Origin of the sequence: Shinella yambaruensis, assembly GCF_050859155.1 — a bacterium.
GTDB classification, from domain to species: domain Bacteria; phylum Pseudomonadota; class Alphaproteobacteria; order Rhizobiales; family Rhizobiaceae; genus Shinella; species Shinella yambaruensis.
On record NZ_CP150638.1, the window covers coordinates 491,303 to 512,111 of the forward strand.

The window sequence follows — 20,809 nt, forward strand, 5'->3', positions numbered from 1 at the left end:
TCCTGGGAACCGGATGGCCTTCCTCAACAAGAAAGACATGAGGGGAACGAACATGTCTACACACTCCAAAGGGCCCGGCGATCCGTCGCCGCTCGATGCCGACCATGTGCTCGGCGAGGAATACGAACATGCGCCGGTGCCGCTTTCGGCCCGGCACAGCCTGTTTTCCATGGTGACGGTCTGGGCCGGCTTCCCGGCGATCATCACCGGCTCCATGACCGGCTCGATCCTCGTGCTGGGCATGGGCTTTTCCCGCGCGCTCGCGGCGATGGTCATCGGCAACCTGATCATGTTCGCCTATGTCGGCGCGCTCGGCCTTTCGGCGACGCGGAGCGGCCGGAATTTCGCGCTGATCGCGTCGGAAGTCTTCGGCACGAAGGGCTATGCGCTCGCCTCGGGCCTGCTCTCGACGCTGCTGCTCGGCTGGTTCGCGGTGCAGACGGGTATTACCGGCGCGCTCATCGCCAGCACCTACGAGATGAACTATGTCGCCATGACCATCGTGGCAGGCCTGCTCTACATCGCCATCACCTTCATCGGCGTGCGCGGCCTGCACCTGATCGGCCTCGTCTCGGTGCCGCTGTTCTTCGTGCTCGGCCTGTTCGTGGTGTTGCATTCGGCTTCGACCACCACCTTCGATGCGATCTGGAGCTATGCCGGCAACAACGGCGTCGCCACCATGTCCATGGGGGTCGGGCTGACGGTCGTCATCGCCCTCTTCATCGATGCCGGTACGGTCACCGCGGACTTCAACCGCTGGGCCCGGACCGGCACCCATTCCCTCATCGCGACCTTCTCAGCCTTTCCGGTCTCCAACCTCGTCGCCATGCTGGTGGGCGGCATCCTGACGGCGGCCCTTGCCGTGCCGCATGCCAACCCGTTCGGGGCGGACAACATGTTCGGCTACATGAACACGCTGCAGATCGGCTGGCTCAGCGCGCTCGCCTTCCTGTTCCTCTACATCAACCTCGGCTCGGTCTGCTCGCACTGCCTCTACAATGCGGCGACGGGCTGGTCGCGCATCCTCGGCTCGAAGATGCGGCTGCTCGCCGTCGCACTCGGCATCCTCGGCATCGTCATCGCCGCGGGCAATGTCTGGGCCTTCTTCATCCAGTGGCTGTCGCTGCTCGGTATCGTGGTCCCTCCCATCGGCATGATCCTGCTCGTCGAGGCCTATGCCTTCAAAAGCGGCGGCGGGGTGGAGAAGGAATGGCGCTCGACGCCCTTCATCTCCTGGGTGATCGGCGCGGCCGTGGGCTTCATCGTCGAGTTCTATGCGCCGCAGCTTTCCACCGCGATCAGCGCGGGCATCGTCGCCGGCATCGCCCATTTCGCGCTCTCCTCGCTGAAGGACCGGCGGTCCGCCGTGGATGCATCCGCTTGAAAGCGGCGGCGCGCCTCGGCGCGCGCCGAACGCGCATTTTCAATGAAGGAAAACAGACATGACGCTCGATTACGAGATCTTCGAACTCGGCGATTTCGCCCTGCAGAACGGCGCGATCCTGCGCGAGGCCAAACTCGCCTACAAGACCTTCGGCACCCTCAATGCCGCGAAGGACAACGCCATCCTCTATCCGACCTGGTATTCCGGCCAGCACTACGACAACGAATGGCTGGTCGGCCCGGGCATGGCGCTCGACCCCGGCAGGTATTTCATCATCATCCCCAACATGTTCGGCAACGGCCTCTCCTCCTCGCCAAGCAACATGCCGGAGCCCTATAATGCTGCGCGTTTCCCGAAGGTGACGGCCTATGACAATGTCCGCGCCCAGCACCGGCTGGTGACGGAGCATCTGGAGATTTCGCATCTGCGCCTGGTGACGGGCTGGTCCATGGGCGGGCTCCAGACCTTCCATTGGGGCGCGATGTACCCCGGCATGATGGACCTGCTCGCGCCCTTCTGCGGCTCGGCGAAATGCTCGCGCCACAACTTCGTCTTCCTCGAAGGCGTCAAGGCGGCCCTGACGGCGGACGGTGCTTTCCAGGACGGCTGGTACAAGGAGAAGCCGCAAAAGGGCCTGCGCGCCGCCGCCCGTGTCTATGCCGGCTGGGGCTTTTCGCAATCCTTCTACCGCGAGGAACTCGACCTGAAGACGCTGGGCTACGCCTCGCTGGAGGACTTTCTCGTCTCCTTCTGGGAAGGCTTCTTCCTGCCGAAGGATCCGAACAACCTGCTTGCCATGCTCTGGACCTGGCAGAACGGCGACATCTCTGCAAACGAACTCTACAACGGTGACTACAAGGCCGCGCTCAACGCCATCAAGGCGAAGGCCTATGTCATGCCCGGCAGAACCGACCTCTATTTTCCACCGGAGGACAGCGAGAACGAGGTCGCGAACATGCCGAATGCGACCTACGTGCCGATCCCCTCGATCTGGGGGCACTTTGCCGGCGGGCCGGGTACCAACCCCGTCGACGTCAAGTTCCTGGACGACAAGCTGAAGGAACTGCTGGCGTCCTGAAATCCCCCGCGCCGCGATGGCCGGGAGCATCGCGGCGCCAACTCCATGAGGTCTATCGTGACGAACCTGGATGCCTATCGCATTTCCAGCGAACCTTTCTATCGGCCGGTCGAAAGCGAGATCGCGCTGTTTACGGCCGCCCACAAGAGCCGCATGCCCGTCATGCTGAAAGGGCCGACCGGCTGCGGCAAGACGCGCTTCGTCGAGCACATGGCTTGGCGGCTGGGCAAGCCGCTGATCACCGTCTCCTGCCATGAGGACATGACCGCCTCCGACCTCGTCGGCCGCTACCTGCTCGATACGGACGGCACGGTCTGGCACGACGGACCGCTGACCCTTGCCGTGCGCGAGGGGGCCATCTGCTATCTCGACGAGATCGTCGAGGCGCGGCAGGACACCACCGTCGTCATCCACTCGCTGACCGACGACCGGCGTATCCTGCCGCTCGAGAAGAAGAACGAGGTGGTGCGGGCGCATCCGGATTTCCAGGTCGTCATCTCCTACAATCCGGGCTACCAGAGCGTGCTCAAGGACCTGAAGGAATCGACCAAGCAGCGCTTCGGCGCCATTGCCTTCGGCTATCCGTCGCCGGATATCGAGGCGGAGATCGTCGCCCGGGAGGCGGGCATCGACCGGCGCACGGCGGAGACCCTGGTGCGCATCGCCGAGCGGTCGCGCAACCTCAAGGGGCAGGGCCTCGAAGAGGGAGCCTCCACGCGCATGCTCATCAATGCCGGGCTGCTCGTTGCCGCCGGCATTGCCATCGAGGCGGCCTGCCAGGTGGCGATGGTCGTGCCGATCACCGATGATCCTGATCTGCGCGATGCGCTCTCCGGCGCCATCGCCGCCTGCCTTTGAACGTTTCATGCAGGAGGCGGCAATCATGAATGCGCCCGATGGATTTCCGCCCGAATGGCGGGAGCGCTGGCATGTCGCGCATGGCCGCATCGACCGGGCCGGTTACGGCGACCTCGTCGCCGATGCCTATCGCCGCGCCGGCCCCGCCCTTGCGGCGCTTGCCGGCCCGGCTTTTGCCGTTCGGCTCGCCTCGGCGGTATCGCAGGTCGCGATCCGCTCGGGCCGGCTGGCCGCAAGCCGCGTGCCGCAGGCGGCGCTTGTCGCATCGCGCCATTTTGATGAGGTGGGGATGAACGCCTGGGCGGCGGCGATTGAGGATGTCGCGCGCCGGGCGCCGGAGGCCGCGCTTCCCCTTCTGGAAAACACCGGCCGGCTCCTTGAGGCACTGGATGCGCGGGATTTCGTCGCCTTCGTGCGCATGGGCCTGCATATCGGCGCCAAGGACGTGGCGCGCCGGCGCGCTTTCTTCGCATTGGAAAGCGGCGAGGCGATCCGCCTGGTCGAGGGGCGCGGGGCGGGAGGCGGCCTTGCTGAATGGCGCCATGGCCTCGGCCTTTACCTCAAGGCTCTCTGGGGCATGGCGCCGCCGATTGCCGAAGCGCCGCCGGATGCGCCGGAACAGATGCGGCGCAGGCCCGGTTTCGGTGGTGGCGGCGTGCGCCTGCCGGCCGCCTTCGCCGGCTTCGAGGGCGGCGAGGCGAAGCTGCTCTACCGCGCCGCCGTCGCGCATATCGGCGCGCATCATCGCTTCACGCGGGCAAAATTTCCCGCCGCCGGGCTGAAGCCGCTGCAGATCGCCCTCGTTTCCCTCATCGAGGACGCGCGTGTCGAAAGGCTCGCCGCCCGGACGATGCCCGGCCTTGCCGCCCTCTGGCGACGCTTCCATGTCGCCCGGCCGGAAGGCCCGCCCATCGCGATCGCCCTGATGGCCCGGCTTGCGCGGGCGCTGGTGGATCCGGACTATGCCGATCCGCATGGCTGGGTGGAGAAGGGGCGGACACTCTTCGCCGAGGCCGTCCGCGAAAATATCGGCGACCAGCAGCTCAGCCGACGCATCGGCGGGCTGCTCGGCAACGATATCGGCCAGATGCGCCTGCAGTTCGACGCCAGGACCTATGTGGTGCAGCCGGCCTACCGCGACGACAATATCGGCATCTGGGATTTCGGCCCGGACGACAGCCAGGCGCCGGTCGAGATCGAGGCCATGCTCGAAGGCGCGCGGATCGAGCAGCAGGCCGGCGACGATGGCCGCCGCGAGGAGGGCGAGGATGGCGATACGGCGAGCGGGCGGCTGGCCGAGGCGCAGGACGAGGACGGCCTGCTCGTTGCCCGCTACCCGGAATACGACCATGTCACCGGCCGCTACCGGCCGGAATGGTGCCGGGTGCGCGAAATGCCGGGCCAGATCGGCCTGCCCCGTGTAGCATCGGCCTTGAGCGAGGCGCGGTCCGACCTCGTCGACCGGCTTTCGACGCTCATCAAGGCCTCGCGGATCAGCCGCCAGCAGCGGGTCCGCGGCCAGACCGAAGGGGAGTTCCTCGACATGGACGCGAGCATCGCCGCCATGATCGCGCGGTGGGCGGGCGAGGTGCCGGATACGCGGGTCTACGGCCGCTACGAGCGGCGTTCGCGCGACATGTCGGTGCTCGTGCTGATCGATTCATCTCGCTCCACGACGGAGAGGGTGCGCGGTTCGCAAGGCTCCGTGCTGGAGATGGAGCGGTTGTCGACGGCGCTGCTCGCCCGCGCGATGACGGATGTCGGCGATCCCTTCGCCATCGCCGCCTTCTGCTCCAATGGGCGGGAGGACGTGCGCTACATGTGCATCAAGGATTTCGGCCGGCCCTTCGACCGCTTCGCCATCGCCCGCCTCGCAGGGCTTACGGGCGACTATTCGACCCGGCTCGGCGCGGTTATCCGCCACGCCGGCAGCGATCTTCGCCGGCAGCGCAGCTACCGCAGGCTGCTCCTCATCGTCACGGACGGCGAACCCTCCGACATCGACGTCGACGACCGGCGCTATCTGGTGGAGGATGCCCGCATGGCGGTGCACGAACTCGGCCGCGAGGGGATAGACACCTTCTGCGTGGCGCTGGATTCGGACGCGGATTCCTATCCGCAGCGCATTTTCGGGCCGCGCGGTGCGATATGCATCGACTCGATCGACCGGCTCGACACGCTGCTGCCCGCGGTCTACCTGAGGCTGCGAGCCTAGAGCATTTCCAGCCGAAGCGAAGTCGCTTCGGCGTCGGATAATGCGGAAATGCTCTAGTGGGCCGGCCGGCAGGGTGTTTCCGGCGGTCCGGAAGCTCGGCGGGAAAGAACCGTGATTGGCGCCGGGCCCTTGAGGAATATGCCTGTCGTTCGAAATTCGGATCGTTGCGGCCAACGATCCGACGCGATGCGGCCGGGCGTCGTTTGTGTGCCTTGTCGACGGATCTTGCGACTTGGCCTTTTTACTTTCCGCCGCATGCGATAGCTGTGTTGCATGCTGCTTTCGATCGAGGACCTGCGGAAATCCTATTTAGGCCCGGAAGGCCCGGTGCCTGTGCTGCGCGGCGTGACGCTCTCGCTCCAGGCCGGCGAGACGCTGGCGCTGACCGGCGAATCCGGTTCGGGCAAGAGCACGCTGTTGCACCTCGTGGCGGGGCTGGACGCCGCAGACGGCGGGCGCGTTCTGCTCGACGGGCAAGAGGTTACGAGGCTCGACGACAGCGGGCGCGCGCGACTGAGGCGAAGCGCGGTGGGCATCGTCTTCCAGCAGTTCAACCTCATCCCCTCTCTGGACGTCGCCGTCAACATCGCCTTCCAGGCGCGCCTGAACGACACGCCGGAACCGCGGGCGCTTTCCCGGCTGGCCGGCGCGCTGGGCCTGGAGCCGCACCTGCGGAAATATCCGGAGCAACTGTCCGGCGGCCAGCAGCAGCGCGTGGCGATCGCCCGGGCGCTCGCGGCGCGGCCGAAGCTGATCTTGGCGGACGAACCGACCGGCAACCTCGACGAGGCGACCGCGGACGAGGTGATGGAGCAGTTCCTCGCGCTCGTGGCGGAGACCGGCGCGGCGCTCCTGATGGTCACGCACTCCCCGCGCCTTGCCGCGCGGCTCGGACGGCAGGCGCATCTCAGCCAGGGCCGCCTCCTGTGACTGGCGCGATCCTTTCGGCACTGGCGTCGCACTGGCGACGCAACCGGCTCCAGTTGCTGACGCTGGTGCTCGGCCTCGCGCTGGCGACGGCGCTGTGGTCGGGCGTGCAGGCGATCAACGCCGAGGCGCGCGCGAGCTATGACGCGGCCGCCGCCACGCTGGCCGAAGGCCGGTTCGACCAGCTCCTGCCGCCCGAGGGGGATGCCATGCCGCAGGCGCTTTTCGTCGCGCTGCGCCGCGCCGGCTGGCTGGTCAGCCCGGTGGTGGAGGGCAGGTTGCGGGTGGGCGGAACCGCCGTGCGGCTGGTCGGCGTCGATCCGCTGACCGCGCCGCCGGGTTCGGCGGCGCGCGCGGCACTGGCGCGCGCCGACCTCGACCGTCTCGTGCGCGCCGACACGCTGGTCGCCGGGCCGCAGACGGCCGCGCTCCTTGCGCCGAACCTGTCCAACCCGGTCCTGGTCGATCAGGCGATCGCACCAGGCACCGTGCTTGCCGACATCGGCGTTGCCCAGAAGCTGCTCGGCCGCGCGGGGCGCATCAGCCGCCTCATCGTCCTGCCGGACCAGCCGCTGCGGCAACGGCCGTTGGCCGAGATCGCGCCGGACCTGCTGCTCCAGCGCGCCGACGGTGCGACCGATGTCGGCCGGCTCACCGACAGCTTCCACCTCAATCTCACGGCCTTCGGCTTGCTCAGCTTCGCGGTCGGCATCTTCATCGTCCACGGGGCGATCGGCCTCGCATTCGAGCAGCGGCGCGGCATGGTCCGCACCCTGCGCGCGCTCGGCGTGCCGCTGCGCCGCCTGATCGTCCTGATGGTGCTGGAGCTTGTGGTGCTGGCGACGGTTGCCGGCGCGCTCGGCATCGTGCTCGGCTATCTCATCGCGGCGCTCCTGCTGCCGGACGTTGCCGCGACGATACGGGGCCTTTACAGCGCCGACGTCGCCGGCACGCTGCAGATCCGTCCGGCATGGTGGCTTTCGGGAATGGCCATGGCGCTCGGCGGCGCCTTGCTCGCCTCGGCGAGCGCGTTGTGGCGGCTGGCGCGGATGCCGGTCCTGGCGAGTGCCGGCGGACGCGCCTGGGCGCTGGCCTCGGGGCGGACGCGCAAGCTGCAGGCCGTGGCGGCAGCCCTGCTGCTCGCGGCGGCAGGCGTTCTGGCCGTCGTCGGGACCGGGCTCGCCGCCGGCTTCGTGCTGCTCGCCTGCCTGATGCTCGGCGCGGCCCTTGCGCTGGCGCCGTGCCTTGGGGCGATCCTGCGCCTTGGCGAAGCACGGGCAGCCCGCGCCATGACGCAATGGTTCTGGGCGGACACCCGCCAGCAACTTCCCGGCCTCGGGCTTGCGCTGATGGCGCTGCTGCTCGCCATGGCCGCGAATGTCGGCGTTTCAACCATGGTCTCGAGCTTTCGCCTGACCTTCGTCGGCTTCCTCGACCAGCGCCTGTCCGCCGAGCTCTACGTCGATGCGGAGGCTGTGGCGGACCGGGCAGGCCTGGAACGTTTCCTCGAGGCGCGCTCCGACGCGGTGTTGCCGATCATGTCCGTCGATGCGACGCTCGCCGGGTTGCGGGCGGAGATCTTCGGCGCGCGCATCGGCTACACCTATCGTGAAAACTGGCGCTTCCTTAACGCCGTCCCGGCCGTCTGGGACGAGGTCGAAGCGGGCGGGGCCGTCATCATCAACGAGCAGCTTGCCCGCCGTGCCGGACTGAGCGTGGGCGACGCGCTCGCGCTTGGCCCCGGACTGTCGATGCCGGTCGCGGGCGTCGTCGGCGACTATGGAAACCCGATCGGCCAGGCCATCGTCGGCGAGGCGCTGTTCCGCCAGGCCTTCCCCGGCGTCGTGCCGCGGCGTTACGGCGTGCGCACCGACGACCCGCAGGGCCTGCGCCAGGCGCTCGTGGAGGCGTTCGACTTTCCTCCGGCGCGCATCGTCGACCAGGCGGCGCTCAAGGCGTTCTCGCTGTCTGTCTTCGAGCGTACCTTCTCGGTGACCGGGGCACTGAACGTGCTGACGCTGGCGGTTGCGGCGTTCGCGATCTTGATGAGCCTGCTCACGCTGGCGGCGATGCGGCTGCCGCAGATGGCGCCCGTCTGGGCGATGGGAACGACCCAGCGCCGTCTCGCCGGCATGGAGATCCTGCGCACCGTGCTGCTCGCCGCGCTCACCGCGGTGCTGGCCTTGCCGCTGGGCCTGGTGCTCGCCTGGGTGCTGCTCGCCATCGTCAATGTCGAGGCGTTCGGCTGGCGCCTGCCGATGTACCTGTTTCCAGCCGAATACACCCGCCTGATGCTCTTCGCGCTCGGCGCCGCGCTTTCCGCCGCGCTCTGGCCGGCCTGGCGGCTGGCGCGCATGGAGCCTGCCGCGCTGCTGAGGATCTTCGCCAATGAACGTTAGGGCCCTGCTCTTCCTGCTGCTGGGTGTCGGCAACGCCTTCGCCCAAGGTTTTGCCGGGCTCAGCACCGACGCCGAGGGCTTCGCCGTGCCGGAGCGGGGCAGGCAGCTCGCGTTCCCGCAGGATCACGGCGCCCATCCGGACTACCGGATCGAGTGGTGGTACGTCACCGCGAACCTCACCGGGCCGGACGGTGCGGACTACGGCCTGCAATGGACGCTGTTCCGCTCGGCGCTCGCACCGGGCGAGGGCGCGGCATGGGAGAGCCCGCAGGTGTGGTTCGGCCATGCCGCCGTCACCAGCGCCGCCGTGCACCGCGCCACGGAGCGTTTCGCGCGCGGCGGCACAGGCCAGGCGGGCGTGACGGCCGAGCCCTTCGCGGCCTGGATCGACGACTGGCAGATGGCGGGCGACAGCCTGGACCGCCTGCGGCTCACGGCGACGGGCAAGGATTTCGCCTACGATGTTGCCATGCGCGCGGAAGGCCCGATTGTGCTGCACGGCGAGCAGGGCTATTCGGTGAAATCGGCGAAAGGGCAGGCGAGCCACTACTATTCCCAGCCTTTCTTTGCCGTGGAGGGAACGATCACCCTGCCGGAAGGCGAAATCCCGGTGCGCGGCACTGCGTGGTTCGATCGCGAATGGTCGTCGCAGCCGCTGGCGGAGGAACAGTCCGGCTGGGACTGGTTCTCGCTCTCCTTCGACACAGGCGAGAAGCTGATGGGTTTCCGCCTGCGCGATGCCGCTGGCGGCGACTTCACCTCCGCCACGTGGATCGCGGCGGACGGTACGGCGACGCCCTATGGCGACGGCAGGCTCGTCGCGACCCCGGTGGAGACGAGCCGGGTGAAGGGGCAAGACATCCCGACGCGCTGGCGGCTCACCCTGCCCGACCGTCGGCTCGACGTCACTGTCGGCGCGCTCAACACGCAGGCCTGGATGGATCTCGGCATTTCCTACTGGGAAGGTCCCGTGCGCGTGGCCGGCAGCCATCCCGGCAAGGGCTATCTGGAGATGACGGGCTATGGGCAGCGATAAGCATGACCCATAGCCGGCCTCGGTAACGCACGGTGGCGATCCCCGACCCGTTCCAATATCCGGTGCGTTGGTGGGAAAGATGGATGAATGGTGACAGGCAGAAGCGGTTGCAAGGTTGCCTTGAGGCCGGCTCCTGCCAAATTCACCGTATCGCGGCTCGCGTCGCGACCGGAAAGGGTTGAGATTTGGTGGGAAGCGGGCAGGCGGCTTTCGCACCCCTTCGTGTCGATGAACGCAAAGGTATCGGCCTGCGTCTTCGTGCGCAGTGGCAAGGTGCGCCAATCGACTGTCGGATCGTGCCAGGCGTTGCAGCCGCGTGCCTGCCGCTCGCCTCGTGGCAGAAGCGCAGGCCCGAGGGGGCGCGGATCATCGGCGCCGAGACGGGCAAGGCGAAAGCGCGGGCGTCGCCAATTGCGAAACCGGCGTGCAAGCGGAATGCCGTGAAACGGAGCACACGGGTAGAGGGCTCCGGCCGGATCAGCATGGAACCGCGTCCGTCAGGCGTCTTCGGGCACTTTTGCGGGACGGGTGGTGCGATAGATCTCCTCGAGGCTCATCATGTTCGAGAGGTCGACGCTCATGGTGGCGGCATGGCCGAAGGCGCCGCGTATCAGGCAGGTCCGGGCCGCCGCTTCTGCCGCATCCTTCAGGATCGTTTCGGGATCCCGCTTGCCGAGCAGGCCGACGAGGACATTGGCGATATAGGTGTCGCCGGCGCCGAGCGTGTCGATGGCGTCGACCGGTTGGGCCGGCGCCTCGAACACACCGGCCTCGCCGGCAAGGACGGCTCCGTCGATACCCCTGGTGACGAGGCTCCAGCGCGCACCGGCCGCTCGCGCGGCCTGCGCCAGCGCAAGGGCCTCCTCATGGCGCGTGCCTCCCGCGGAAAGGGCGAGGAGGAAGCAATGGGGCGCGACCTGGGCGATGCGCTCGGGATCGTGGACGGTTGCAAGATCGTAGGAAACCTTCGTCGCCGCCGCAAAGCGCGGCAGCCAGGCATCGACATGGCTCGACCGGCCGGTATGGACGGCATCGAAATCCGAAAGCCGCGCGAGGTCCGCCCGCAAAGGCGCGATGATCGACACGCCGAGATTGGCGCCGATGAACACCCGCTCGCCCTCCTGCGTCTCGATCACGCAATAGGCCGTCTGTCCCGGTTCCATCCGCAGCGAGGAAACATCGACGCCTTCCTCGATCAGCGCCTGGCGGATCAGCCGCCCGGCGTCGTCGTCGCAGACTGCGCCCGCATAAGCCGTCTCGGCGCCGGCGCGGCGCGCGAAGACGGCATGGTTGACGCAGTTCCCGCCGGGGAACATCAGGTTCTGGTCGAGGTAGCAATCGACCACATTGTCTCCGAAGGCGAGGATTCTGGTGCGGCGCGACATCGGGCAGGCGTCTCCTGATAAGGAACTGAGAACGTTCTCATTTATAGGACCGCCCCCGGAATGGCAAATGGTTTCCTCCGGCCGGCGCGGCTGAAACGGCGCCCCGGACCGTTTTGCGAGGGGATCAGAGCCGGGCGACGGAACCGCGCTCGACCAGTTCGGCGGGCATCAGCACCGTGCGCGGCGGAAAGGCTTCGCCGCGAATGCGCTCCAGCAGCATTCGCGCGGCGGCCTCACCCATGGCAAGGCGCGGCTGCGCCACGGTCGTGATGCCGGGGCGGTGGAAGCTCATCCAGTCGAGATCGTCGAAGCAGATGAGCGAGAGATCCTGCGGGATCGAGAGCTTCAACTCGGTGAGGGTCCGCATGGCGCCCTCGGACATGGTGCCGTCCGTGGTGAAGAGCGCCGTCGGCCGGTCGGGTGCCGTCATCAGGCGGGACACGACCGCCTGCGCGGCAAGGGCGGAATAGCTTCCCGCCCGAAGGGTCAGGCGCGGATCCACGGGCAGGCCCTCGATCCGATGCGCCCGGATATAGCCGAGAAGACGCTGCCAGCTCGGATAGAGCGTTTCGCTCTCGATCGGATCGCCCGCCACGGCGCGCGCCAGGAATGCATCCAGCTTGCCGCTCTCCTCGTCGACGAGCTCCGCCACGATGCCGATCCGGCGGTGTCCGGCCGCGATAAGGTGGCGGACGGCCTGTTCGGCGGCGGCGATGTTGTCGGTCGCCACCCGGTCGACCATCAGGCCGGCGACGGCGCGGTCGATCAGCACCAGGGGCATGCCCATGGCCTTGAGATTGTGCAGGTGCCGCGCCTTGCGCGTGTCGCTGGGGGTAACGATCAGGCCGTCCACCTGCTTCTGGGCGAGAAGCTCGACGGAGTGGACCTCCTTTGCCCGGGCCTCGTCGCTATTGGTGATCAAAAGACCGAATCCGTTGGCCTCGGCGACGTTGGAAATGCCGCGCAGGACAGAAGCATAGAACGGATTCTGGATATCGCCGGCCACCACGCCGAGCGTGCGGGTCTTGCCCGTGATGAGGCTGCGGGCGAGCGCGTTGGGCCGGTAGCCGAGGTCCTGGGCGGCCTTGAGAACGTGCTCCTTCTTCTCCTCGCTGGTATAGCCATAGCCGCCGAGCACGCGCCCCGCCGTTGCCGTGGAAACGCCTGCAGCGCGCGCTACATCCGCGATGGTTGCCTTGCTTTTCGGGGTCACGTGGCACTTCCCTCTCACATTTCGGGCCTGCCGACTGAGAATCCGATCATGCGTATTCCGGTAGAAGACGGTAGGCTTTTTCAGGTGTTACCAGATCGATGGCCGTTTTCAATGTCTTTACGCCCTCGATCGGTGCGGGAGGCGCTTGACGGATGGGCCATCTCCGTGTCTCATATGTGAGAACGTTCTCGCCATTATCTGCAAGGGGAACCAGAGAACGCAATCGCGGACCCGCCGGTTCGCCACGACAAGGAGGTTGTCATGTTCAAATCCATTCTCGCCGGATGTGCCCTGAGCGCGGCGCTGGCAATGCCGGCGCTTGCCGATGTCATTCCCGCCCTGCACGATGCCCTGCCGCAGGAATATAAGGACAACGGCATCAAGGCCGCGGTCTTCAACGACTGGGCGCCCGACGAATTCCTCGATTCCGATGGTCAGCTCAAGGGTTGGAGCGTCGATATCGCCAAGGAGATGGAAGATCGCCTCGGCGTGACCTTCACCTTCGAGGGCACCAGTTTCGACGCGATCATTCCGGGCCTCCAGTCGAAGCGTTTCGACGCGGGCTTCTCGTCCTTCGGCACCACCGCGGAACGCCTGAAAACGCTGGATTTCGTCTCCCAGCGCAAGATCGGCACCTCGTTCGCCTATCCGGCGGACAGCAAGCTCGACATCAAGACGGCCTCCGATGCCTGCGGCCTGACGGTCGCCGTGCTGAACGGCTCCTGGGACCTCGGCCTCTTGGAGAAGCTGAACGCCAACGAATGCAAGGACAAGCCGGTGATCATGCAGACGCATGGCACACAGGCCCAGGCGGAACTGGCCGTGCGCTCGCAGCGCGCCGAGGCGACCGTGGCCGGCTCCGTCAAGCTTGCCTACATGGCCAAGCAGACCGGCGACCTGAAGGTGTCGGAACTGGTTCTGTCGCCCGTCAACAGCTGCATCGGCGTGCGCAAGGGCGATCCGCTTGGCCAGGTCATGACGGATGCGATCCAGTCGATGATCGACGACGGTACCTATGAGAAGATCATGGCCAAGTGGGGCCTGAACGATTCCGGCATGCTGAGCAAGGCGCTTCTGATCACGGAAGAAAATCCGGCGGACCTCTAGGCGTTTGTGCTTTTCTTCGAAACGCGAAAACTGCGCACGCTTGCTGGAATGCTCCAGCGCCGCTTTCCCGGCTCGGGGCTTGCCTCGGGCCGGGGCGAGGTCCGCGACCGGCACAAGGAACGACGATGTCTGAAGAACCGCCACACCGCCCCTCGATCCACGATCTCAAGCCCATCGCGGTGCCGAAGATAGGCCACTGGATCGGCGGCGTGGTTCTTGCCGTCCTTGCGGTCGTCTTCCTGCAGGTGCTCGTCACCAACAAGAACATGCAGTGGGCCGTCGTTGCCGAATACATGTTCAACCGGGCCATCCTGTCGGGTCTCGGCATGACGCTGCTGCTGACATTCCTCGCCATGGTGCTCGGCCTTGCAATCGGTGTCGTGCTGGCCATCATGCGCCTGTCGGCCAGCCGCGTCTTCCAGTCCGTCAGCTGGGGCTGGATCTGGTTCTTCCGCGGCGTGCCGCCGTTGGTGCAGATGATCTTCTGGTACAATCTGGCGCTTCTCCTGCCAGAAATATCGATCGGCATCCCATTCGGCGGGCCGAAGCTCCTCTCCTGGAATACCAATCAGCTCATCACCCCCTTCAGCGCGGCCATCATGGGCCTTGCCTTCACAGAAAGCGCCTATGCCGCCGAAATGATCCGTGCCGGCATCCAGGCCGTGAATGTCGGCCAGACGGAAGCAGCCGCCACGCTCGGCATGACGCGCGCCCAGATGCTTCGTCGCATCGTCTTGCCGCAGGCACTGCGCATCGTCATTCCGCCCATCGGCAACGACACGATCTCGATGCTGAAATTCACCTCGCTCGTCTCCGTGCTGGCATTGCCCGATCTGCTCTATTCGGCGCAGATGGTCTATGCGCGCACCTACCAGACGGTGCCGCTGCTGCTCGTCGCGACCATCTGGTATCTCGTTCTCACCACGATCCTGACGGTCGTCGAGCATGCCGTCGAGCACCGATTGAAATCCGAGCACCGGGCCGGCGCGACGAAAGCGGGCGGGATCTTCCCCTTCCGCCTGTTCGCGCGCCAGCAGGAGGCCGTGTGATGAGCCAGGCGAACGGCGAGCCGCTTCTGAAGGTCGAGCGCCTGCGCAAGAGCTTTGGCGCGCACGAGGTGCTGCGCGGCATCGATGTCGCGGTGATGCGCGGCGACGTGACCTGCATCGTCGGGCCCTCCGGCTCTGGCAAGAGCACGTTCCTGCGGTGCCTCAACTATCTCGAAAAGCCCACCGGCGGCGCGATCTTCCTGCATGGCGAACCCGTCGGCGTGCGCTGGAAGGGCGACAAGCTCTACGAGATGAGCTTCAACGAGCTCTCCCGCCAGCGCCAGCGCATGGGCATGGTGTTCCAGGGTTTCCATCTCTTCCCGCACAAGACCGCGCTTGAAAATGTCATCGAGGCGCCGATCCTCGTCAAGCGCGTGCCGCGCGCCACGGCGGTCGAGGAGGCGATGGTGCTTCTGGAGCGCGTCGGCATGAAGGAGCGGGCGCACTATTATCCGGCGCAGCTTTCCGGCGGCCAGCAGCAGCGTGCGGCCATCGCCCGCTCGCTGGCGATGAAGCCCGACGTCATGCTGTTCGACGAGCCGACCTCGGCCCTCGACCCGGAACTCGTCGGCGAGGTCCTCGCCGTGATGCGCAAGCTTGCCGACGATGGCATGACCATGGTCGTCGTCACGCACGAAATGGGCTTTGCGCGCGATGTCGCCGACCACCTGATCTTCATGGATGGCGGGGTGATCGTGGAGCAGGGGCGGCCGGTCGACGTGCTGACGCGCCCGCAACATGATCGTACGCGGGCCTTCCTGGCGCGTGTTCTGGCCGACGCGTGATGCGTCAGGGCATTTCCGGACGCAAAACCGCTTCGCCCTTTTGCTGGTATTGCTTTAGCCGAGCGTCTGCGACAGTGCGGCGGCGGTGAAGAGGTCGAGATGCGCGCCGCCGTTGTTCTTGAACACGGTGATCTGATCGGCGCCGGTGCGGCCTTCCCTTTTGCCCTGGACGAGCTCGAAGAGGTCGGCCTTCACGGCATCCCAGGTGATCGCGCCGGATGCGACAGCCTGCGAGAGATCTCCGCCGCCCGCCATGTTGTTGCGGCTGTCGACGAAGATCGTGCCGCGGGTGAGCGCCGCGTCGTCGGCTTCGCGAAGGGTGGGCAGATAGGCGCCGACGAGATCGAGATGGGCGCCCGGCCGCAGGCGCGCGCCCTTGACCAGCGCCCTGTCCGACATGGTGACGCAGGACACCACGTCGGCGCGGGCGACCGAGCCGTCGAGGTCTTCGCTGACCGTGGCGTCGATGCCCTTTTCGCGAAGGTGCGCGGCCACCGCCGCGGCCCGGGGCGCAGTGCGGTTCCAGATCGTGACCCGGCGCAGCGAGGGCCGCGCCGCCAGATGCGCCTCGGCGAAATGCGGGGCGAGCGCGCCGGCCCCGACGATCAGCAGGTCCTCCACGTCTTCCCGCGCGAGGATGGCCGCGCCGAGGGCGGAATCGGCGGCGGTCTTGCGCGCCGTCATCGCCGCGCCGTCCGCCGCAAGGAGCGGCCCGCCGGTCGTGCCGTCGAACAGCGCCACCAGCCCCTGGACGGCGGGTTGCGGCGGCTGGAGGGCCGCGTTCTGCGGAAAGACGCCGACCATCTTCACGACGATCGGGCCGCCGGGCGCCCAGCCGGGCAGGGTGACGAACTGCGCTTCGCCGCCCATGGGATCGGACTGCACCACGACGTCGGAGGCGGGCATCGGCCCGAGATGCGCCTTGCGCAAGGCCTCGATCAGAAAAGTCCACGGGAGCGCCGCGTGAACGGCGGGCGCATCGAAAACGTGCATGGCGAACCTTTCAGGTCTTGATCGTGTAGGTGACCAGATGGCTTGGGGTGACGAGCTGCGACAGGGCGAGCGGGCGCCCTTCGGCGTCGGTGACGATCTTCTCGATCCGGTAGACCGGCTGGGCGGCGGTCACGGCCAGGATGGTGCGCTCGGCGGCCGAGGCGAGGCCGACATCGATCTGCCGCTCCGCATGGGCCGGCACGATGCCCGCCCTGTCGCGCAGCGCGGCGAAGAAGGAGCCGCCAGCGGCGACCGGCGCGGTCACCTCGGGAAAACGTGAGCCGTCGAACCAGAGCGTTTCGAGCGTCATCGGCCGGCCGTCGTCCTCCAGCAGCCGGTCGAAGCGGATCAGCGCCCCGGCCTTGAGGCGCTCGCGGATGGCCGGCGCGTCGGGATTGTCGTCGCGGGCGAGGATGCGATGGCCGGCCTTTCTGCCGAGACCATCCATGGTTTCGGAGAAGCCCGACAGCGAGACGAGCGTCTGGCGCACCTTGCCCGGCATGATCACGGTGCCGCGCCCCTGTTGCCTTTGCAGGCGGCCATCGGCGCAAAGCTCGCCGATCGCGCGCCGCAGCGTGATCCGGCTGACACCGTAGAGTGCCATCAGCTCCGGTTCGGCGGGCAGGAAGCTGCCTTCGGCGAACTGGCCGGACTCGATGCCGGCCAGGATCGAGCGCCGGACCTGTTCATAGAGCGGCAAGAGATTTGCTTGGTCGTCCATCCGCCCTTCCAGGCCCGGTCAGTAGGCGATCTTCTTCATGTAGCGCCGTGCCTCGAGCATCTCGTGCTTGCGCAGGTCGGCGATCTTATAGGCGAAACGCCAGAGCGTGTCGAAGAAGATCAGCGGCACGACATTGCCGCGGAACTGGGGGGCGATGCCGGAGAGGTCGAGCTTTTCGGCATCGAGAACGAGGATGTTCTCCGCCGCGCCGAACCGGTGCAGGAATGCGTCGGCGCGCTCCTCCAGCGGCCGCGTGCTGTCGAGGCCCTTCATGAGGATGAAGGCGCGGTCCTTGTCGAGCACCTCGAAGGGGCCGTGGAAGAACTCGTTGGCATGGATCGCCTGGCTGTTGATCCACTGCATCTCCATGAGCACGCAGATGGCGAAGGAATAGGCCGCGCCGTAGCTCGCGCCGCTCGCGACCGTATAGACCACATCTTCCTTGGCGAAGCGCGGCGCATAGTCCTCGAACATCGGCGCGAAGGCGGCCTGCGCGCGGTCGATGGCCGGCTGGAGGGCGAAAAGGCTTTCGATCAGCGCCTCGGTCAGGTTCTCGCCGCCGGTGAGGGCAACGAGACCCATGACGATCTGGTAGATCCGCGAATAGTTGCTGTTCTTCGCATCGATCGGCACGCCGGTCGTATAGGGCGCCTCGAAGCCGACGACATGGTCGACCGCCTTGCCGAGCGGGGAGGCGGGCTCGACCGTCAGGCCGATGGTCGTCGCGCCCCTGGAGCGGGCGAATTCGGCCGCGGCAGTGGTTTCCTTCGTGGTGCCCGTCATCGAGCAAAGGACGACCAGCGATTTATCGTCCAGCGACCGCGGCGCGCGGGCGACGAACTCGGCGGCGTTGTAGACATCCGACGGCAGCGGCGAGTGCTGGTCGAGGAGGAACTTGGCCGGATGCATGATCGACAGCGAGCCGCCGCAGGCGATGAAGAATACATGTTTTACCGATTTCGCATCGAGGGCGGAGAGCGCGGCGACGACGCCGGCGTCGAAGGCGGAGGGGAAGGGCATGAATGGACCTTTCTGATATGACGTTATAATACGTATTATAATCTTTCCGCTCGCGTCAAGCGGACTTGACACCGTCGCCAGAATTTTGCGAACGTTCTCACATCAAACGTTGAGCGCATCGCCTCATGGGCGGCAGGGCGGGGATGGACCGTGACCCAGACTTACGACACCGTGGTTGTCGGCGGCGGCATCATCGCCGCGGCGGCAGGGCAGCATCTGGCGGCGGCGGGCTATGGCACGCTGCTCGTCGAGCGTGACGATTATGGATCCGGCACCTCCAGCAGGACCTCGCGCCTTCAGCATTGCGGGCTCGGTTATCTGTCCGCTGCCAGCGGATCGATCGCGTCTTTTCTCGCCCGCCCGCGCAGCGCAATCGAATGTTTCAGCCTCATGCGCCGGGCGATGCGGGGGCGGGCGGAATTCGTGCGGACCGCGCCCGAGCGGGTGAAACCCGTCACCTTCGTCGTTCCGCTGACGCGGGAAAACGCCATTCCCCGCTGGAAGGCGCGGCTCGCCTTCCGCCTGATGGCGACGAGCGACGGCGGTCGTGTCCCGCTGGACCTGCAGATCTTTTCCGCCGGGGAGGCGCGGGCGCATCCGGCGCTGCAAGGTATGGCGGGGCTCGACGGCATTCACGGCGCGATGACCTTCACGGAATATCAGTATTGCTGGCCGGAGCGCATCGTGGTCGACACGGTCATGAAGGCGCGGGCGATCGGCATGGAGGCGCTGAACCACACCGCGGTGACGGCGCTTGCGCGTGATGGCGACCTGTGGCGGGTCACGCTGACAGCGGCGGGGGTATCGCGCGATGTGCTGGCGCGTGCGGTGGTCAACTGCGCGGGCGTCTGGGTGGACGAGATCACCGCGCTTGCCGGCGCGCCGCATATCCGCAGGAACAGCGGCGAGAAGGGTACGAACATCGTCGTGCGCCTGCCGGAAAGTCTTCGTGGCATCGGCTTCGAGACCGTCACCGCGGCGGGCGCGCCCTTCTACCTGATCCCGTGGGGCGCCCTTCACTATGCCGGCCCGTGGGATTCCGCCTCGGACGGCCGGCCCGAAGGCTTCCGGGCGAGCGAGGCGGAGATCGCCGCCATCCTCGACCAGCTGGGGCGATTGTTTCCCGGTTTCGGGCTGCGGCGCGAGGACGTGCTCTATTCCTGGGCGGGCGTGCGCCCGCGCAGCCTCGCCCGGGACGGCAAGGGGCCTGCGCCCGCCGTCCGCGAGCACGACCTGACCGATGAGGGCCTGCCGAACCTTTTCACCTTCACCGGCGGGCTGCTGATGACCCATCGCGACGCGGGGCGGCGGCTGAGGCGTGCGGTCGCCCGCCGGCTGAAGCCGTCCGGCCCGCCGCGGCCGCTCGACACGGCCTCGCCGCCCGTCGAGGACATGGACCGCGTCACGCAAGCCTCCGTCGCCCATGCGGTGCTGAACGAGCAGGCCCGCACGCTGTCGGATATCCTGCGCCGCCGTCTTTCCGTCGGGTGGGAGCCGGATCTCGGCCTGCGCCATGCGGAGGCCGCCGCAAGGTTCGCCGCCCCGCATCTCGGCTGGACGCCGGAGGAGACGGCGGCCCAGATCGCCTGCTTCATCGACGAAACCGTCACCGAATTCGGCCTTCGTTGGCCATCTCACGATTTGGCACGCTGAAATGAGAACGTTCTCATAAAATAAATGAAATCGTCGCTTCGGCGACCACCGGCGGAGGACATGCGATGGCACTCGACGAACGCAATATCAGCGTAATGAACTTCCACTATGTGCGGCATACGCTGGACCGGTTTCTGGCCGATGTGCGCGAGGCCGGGGTCTCGCGCATCGAGCTGTGGGCGGCCGCTCCGCATTTCTATATCGGTGACAAGACGCTGGCCGATGCACGGGCGCTGGGGCGGACCGTGCGGGGAATGGGCCTCGACATCGTCGCGTTCACGCCGGAACAGTGCATCTATCCCATCAACATCTCGGCGAGGGAGCCGGAGCTGCGCGACCGTTCGGTGCGCTATTTCCTGGAATCGATGGAATTCGCCGTCGAATGCGGCGCGCCCGCCCTGCTGGTGACGGCCGGCGGCGGCTATCGCGACGAACCGGCCGCAGAAGCGCTGGAGCGCTGCGTCGATTCCATGGGCATCCTGTGCGATCGTGCGCAGAAACTCGGCCTTGACCTCTGGATGGAGGCGCTGCCGGATTCCTTCGCCAACATCGTTCGCTCGGCAAAGGAGATCCGCGCACTGATGGACATGCTCGCAAGTCCCGTGCTCCATGCGGTCTACGATGTCGCGGGCGCCGTGATGACGCGCGAGAGGTCCGAGGACTATTTCACCCACCTTGCAGGCCGCGTCGCGCATGTGCATTTCACCGACGCGGATGCCGGCGGCAGCCATCTGGCGTGGGGCGAGGGCATCGTCGATCTCGACACGCTTGTCGCCTATCTCCGCAGCCAGAATTACGAAGGCTCGCTGACGGTCGAGCTGACCAACTGGAAATACAATGTCGATCCCACCCCGCCGCTAAGGCAATGCGTCGAGGCTATGCGCAAGGCCCTTGGTCCGGCTTGAGAAGCGAAGGGGAGGAACGGAAGCCCGCCGCCGCGGCGCCGAAGAGACAGGGATCCGCTGCTGTGGCCATTGCCCAGGCCG

Annotated in this window: 17 protein-coding genes; 12 read left to right on the plus strand and 5 right to left on the minus strand. The window is 66.9% G+C overall.

Features of this window, described 5'->3' with window-relative positions; all coding sequences use genetic code 11:
- Nucleotides 1–52 precede the first annotated feature (52 nt).
- The 7 genes from WMC41_RS02410 (at nucleotide 53) to WMC41_RS02440 (ending at nucleotide 9,897) form a co-directional block, all read left to right on the plus strand.
- Nucleotides 53–1,384 (plus strand): purine-cytosine permease family protein, encoded by a 1,332-nt coding sequence (locus tag WMC41_RS02410; protein ID WP_432346916.1) that lies wholly within the window; start codon nucleotides 53–55, stop codon nucleotides 1,382–1,384.
- 58 nt (nucleotides 1,385–1,442) lie between these two features.
- Entirely contained in the window at nucleotides 1,443–2,462 is a 1,020-nt protein-coding gene (locus WMC41_RS02415) for an alpha/beta fold hydrolase (protein WP_432346917.1), read from the plus strand.
- A 45-nt stretch (nucleotides 2,463–2,507) separates the two neighbouring features.
- Nucleotides 2,508–3,320, plus strand: coding sequence for a CbbQ/NirQ/NorQ/GpvN family protein (locus tag WMC41_RS02420; protein ID WP_432346918.1), 813 nt, complete (start codon nucleotides 2,508–2,510; stop codon nucleotides 3,318–3,320).
- 25 nt (nucleotides 3,321–3,345) lie between these two features.
- The gene (locus tag WMC41_RS02425) at nucleotides 3,346–5,535 is read left to right on the plus strand and encodes a nitric oxide reductase activation protein NorD (protein WP_432346919.1); all 2,190 of its coding nucleotides are present in this window, start codon (nucleotides 3,346–3,348) and stop codon (nucleotides 5,533–5,535) included.
- A 273-nt stretch (nucleotides 5,536–5,808) separates the two neighbouring features.
- Complete coding sequence (locus tag WMC41_RS02430; protein WP_432346920.1) at nucleotides 5,809–6,465, plus strand: ABC transporter ATP-binding protein; 657 nt, start codon at nucleotides 5,809–5,811, stop codon at nucleotides 6,463–6,465.
- The gene (locus tag WMC41_RS02435) at nucleotides 6,462–8,861 is read left to right on the plus strand and encodes an FtsX-like permease family protein (protein ID WP_432346921.1); all 2,400 of its coding nucleotides are present in this window, start codon (nucleotides 6,462–6,464) and stop codon (nucleotides 8,859–8,861) included. The genes WMC41_RS02430 and WMC41_RS02435 overlap by 4 nt, the downstream gene beginning before the upstream one ends.
- A complete protein-coding gene (locus WMC41_RS02440; RefSeq protein WP_288083162.1) occupies nucleotides 8,851–9,897 on the plus strand; it encodes a lipocalin-like domain-containing protein in 1,047 nt (348 codons plus the stop codon). The genes WMC41_RS02435 and WMC41_RS02440 overlap by 11 nt, the downstream gene beginning before the upstream one ends.
- A gap of 497 nt (nucleotides 9,898–10,394) precedes the next feature.
- Here the strand turns inward: WMC41_RS02440 and WMC41_RS02445 are convergent, their stop codons facing one another.
- Entirely contained in the window at nucleotides 10,395–11,282 is an 888-nt protein-coding gene (locus WMC41_RS02445; protein ID WP_288083161.1) for a PfkB family carbohydrate kinase, read from the minus strand.
- Between the two features lie 124 nt (nucleotides 11,283–11,406).
- The gene (locus WMC41_RS02450; protein WP_288083160.1) at nucleotides 11,407–12,495 is read right to left on the minus strand and encodes a LacI family DNA-binding transcriptional regulator; all 1,089 of its coding nucleotides are present in this window, start codon (nucleotides 12,493–12,495) and stop codon (nucleotides 11,407–11,409) included.
- 261 nt (nucleotides 12,496–12,756) lie between these two features.
- Here WMC41_RS02450 and WMC41_RS02455 point away from each other — a divergent pair, with 261 nt between their 5' ends.
- The 3 genes from WMC41_RS02455 to WMC41_RS02465 all read left to right on the plus strand — a co-directional run bounded on the left by WMC41_RS02455 (nucleotide 12,757) and on the right by WMC41_RS02465 (nucleotide 15,436).
- Nucleotides 12,757–13,602, plus strand: a complete 846-nt coding sequence (locus tag WMC41_RS02455; RefSeq protein WP_244768073.1) for an ABC transporter substrate-binding protein — start codon at nucleotides 12,757–12,759, stop codon at nucleotides 13,600–13,602.
- 125 nt (nucleotides 13,603–13,727) lie between these two features.
- The gene (locus tag WMC41_RS02460) at nucleotides 13,728–14,651 is read left to right on the plus strand and encodes an amino acid ABC transporter permease (protein WP_244768072.1); all 924 of its coding nucleotides are present in this window, start codon (nucleotides 13,728–13,730) and stop codon (nucleotides 14,649–14,651) included.
- Nucleotides 14,651–15,436 carry an amino acid ABC transporter ATP-binding protein gene (locus tag WMC41_RS02465; protein ID WP_288083159.1) on the plus strand — a complete coding sequence of 262 codons (786 nt, stop codon included), beginning with the start codon at nucleotides 14,651–14,653 and terminating at the stop codon, nucleotides 15,434–15,436. Before WMC41_RS02460 ends, WMC41_RS02465 begins: the two co-directional genes overlap by 1 nt.
- Nucleotides 15,437–15,490: 54 nt before the next feature.
- Here the strand turns inward: WMC41_RS02465 and WMC41_RS02470 are convergent, their stop codons facing one another.
- From WMC41_RS02470 to WMC41_RS02480, 3 genes are read right to left on the minus strand one after another with little or no spacing between them, the layout of a single operon-like run.
- A complete protein-coding gene (locus WMC41_RS02470) occupies nucleotides 15,491–16,429 on the minus strand; it encodes an ornithine cyclodeaminase (RefSeq protein WP_244768070.1) in 939 nt (312 codons plus the stop codon).
- A 10-nt stretch (nucleotides 16,430–16,439) separates the two neighbouring features.
- Nucleotides 16,440–17,150 (minus strand): GntR family transcriptional regulator, encoded by a 711-nt coding sequence (locus WMC41_RS02475; RefSeq protein WP_432346922.1) that lies wholly within the window; start codon nucleotides 17,148–17,150, stop codon nucleotides 16,440–16,442.
- 18 nt (nucleotides 17,151–17,168) lie between these two features.
- Entirely contained in the window at nucleotides 17,169–18,170 is a 1,002-nt protein-coding gene (locus WMC41_RS02480; RefSeq protein WP_272804492.1) for an SIS domain-containing protein, read from the minus strand.
- 150 nt (nucleotides 18,171–18,320) lie between these two features.
- On the opposite strand from WMC41_RS02480, the gene WMC41_RS02485 reads away from it, so the two are divergent.
- Both WMC41_RS02485 and WMC41_RS02490 read left to right on the plus strand, forming a co-directional pair.
- The gene (locus tag WMC41_RS02485; protein WP_272804493.1) at nucleotides 18,321–19,823 is read left to right on the plus strand and encodes an FAD-dependent oxidoreductase; all 1,503 of its coding nucleotides are present in this window, start codon (nucleotides 18,321–18,323) and stop codon (nucleotides 19,821–19,823) included.
- Between the two features lie 65 nt (nucleotides 19,824–19,888).
- Nucleotides 19,889–20,728: a sugar phosphate isomerase/epimerase family protein gene (locus WMC41_RS02490; protein ID WP_432346923.1), complete on the plus strand. Its 840-nt coding sequence runs from the start codon at nucleotides 19,889–19,891 to the stop codon at nucleotides 20,726–20,728.
- Nucleotides 20,729–20,809 lie beyond the last annotated feature (81 nt).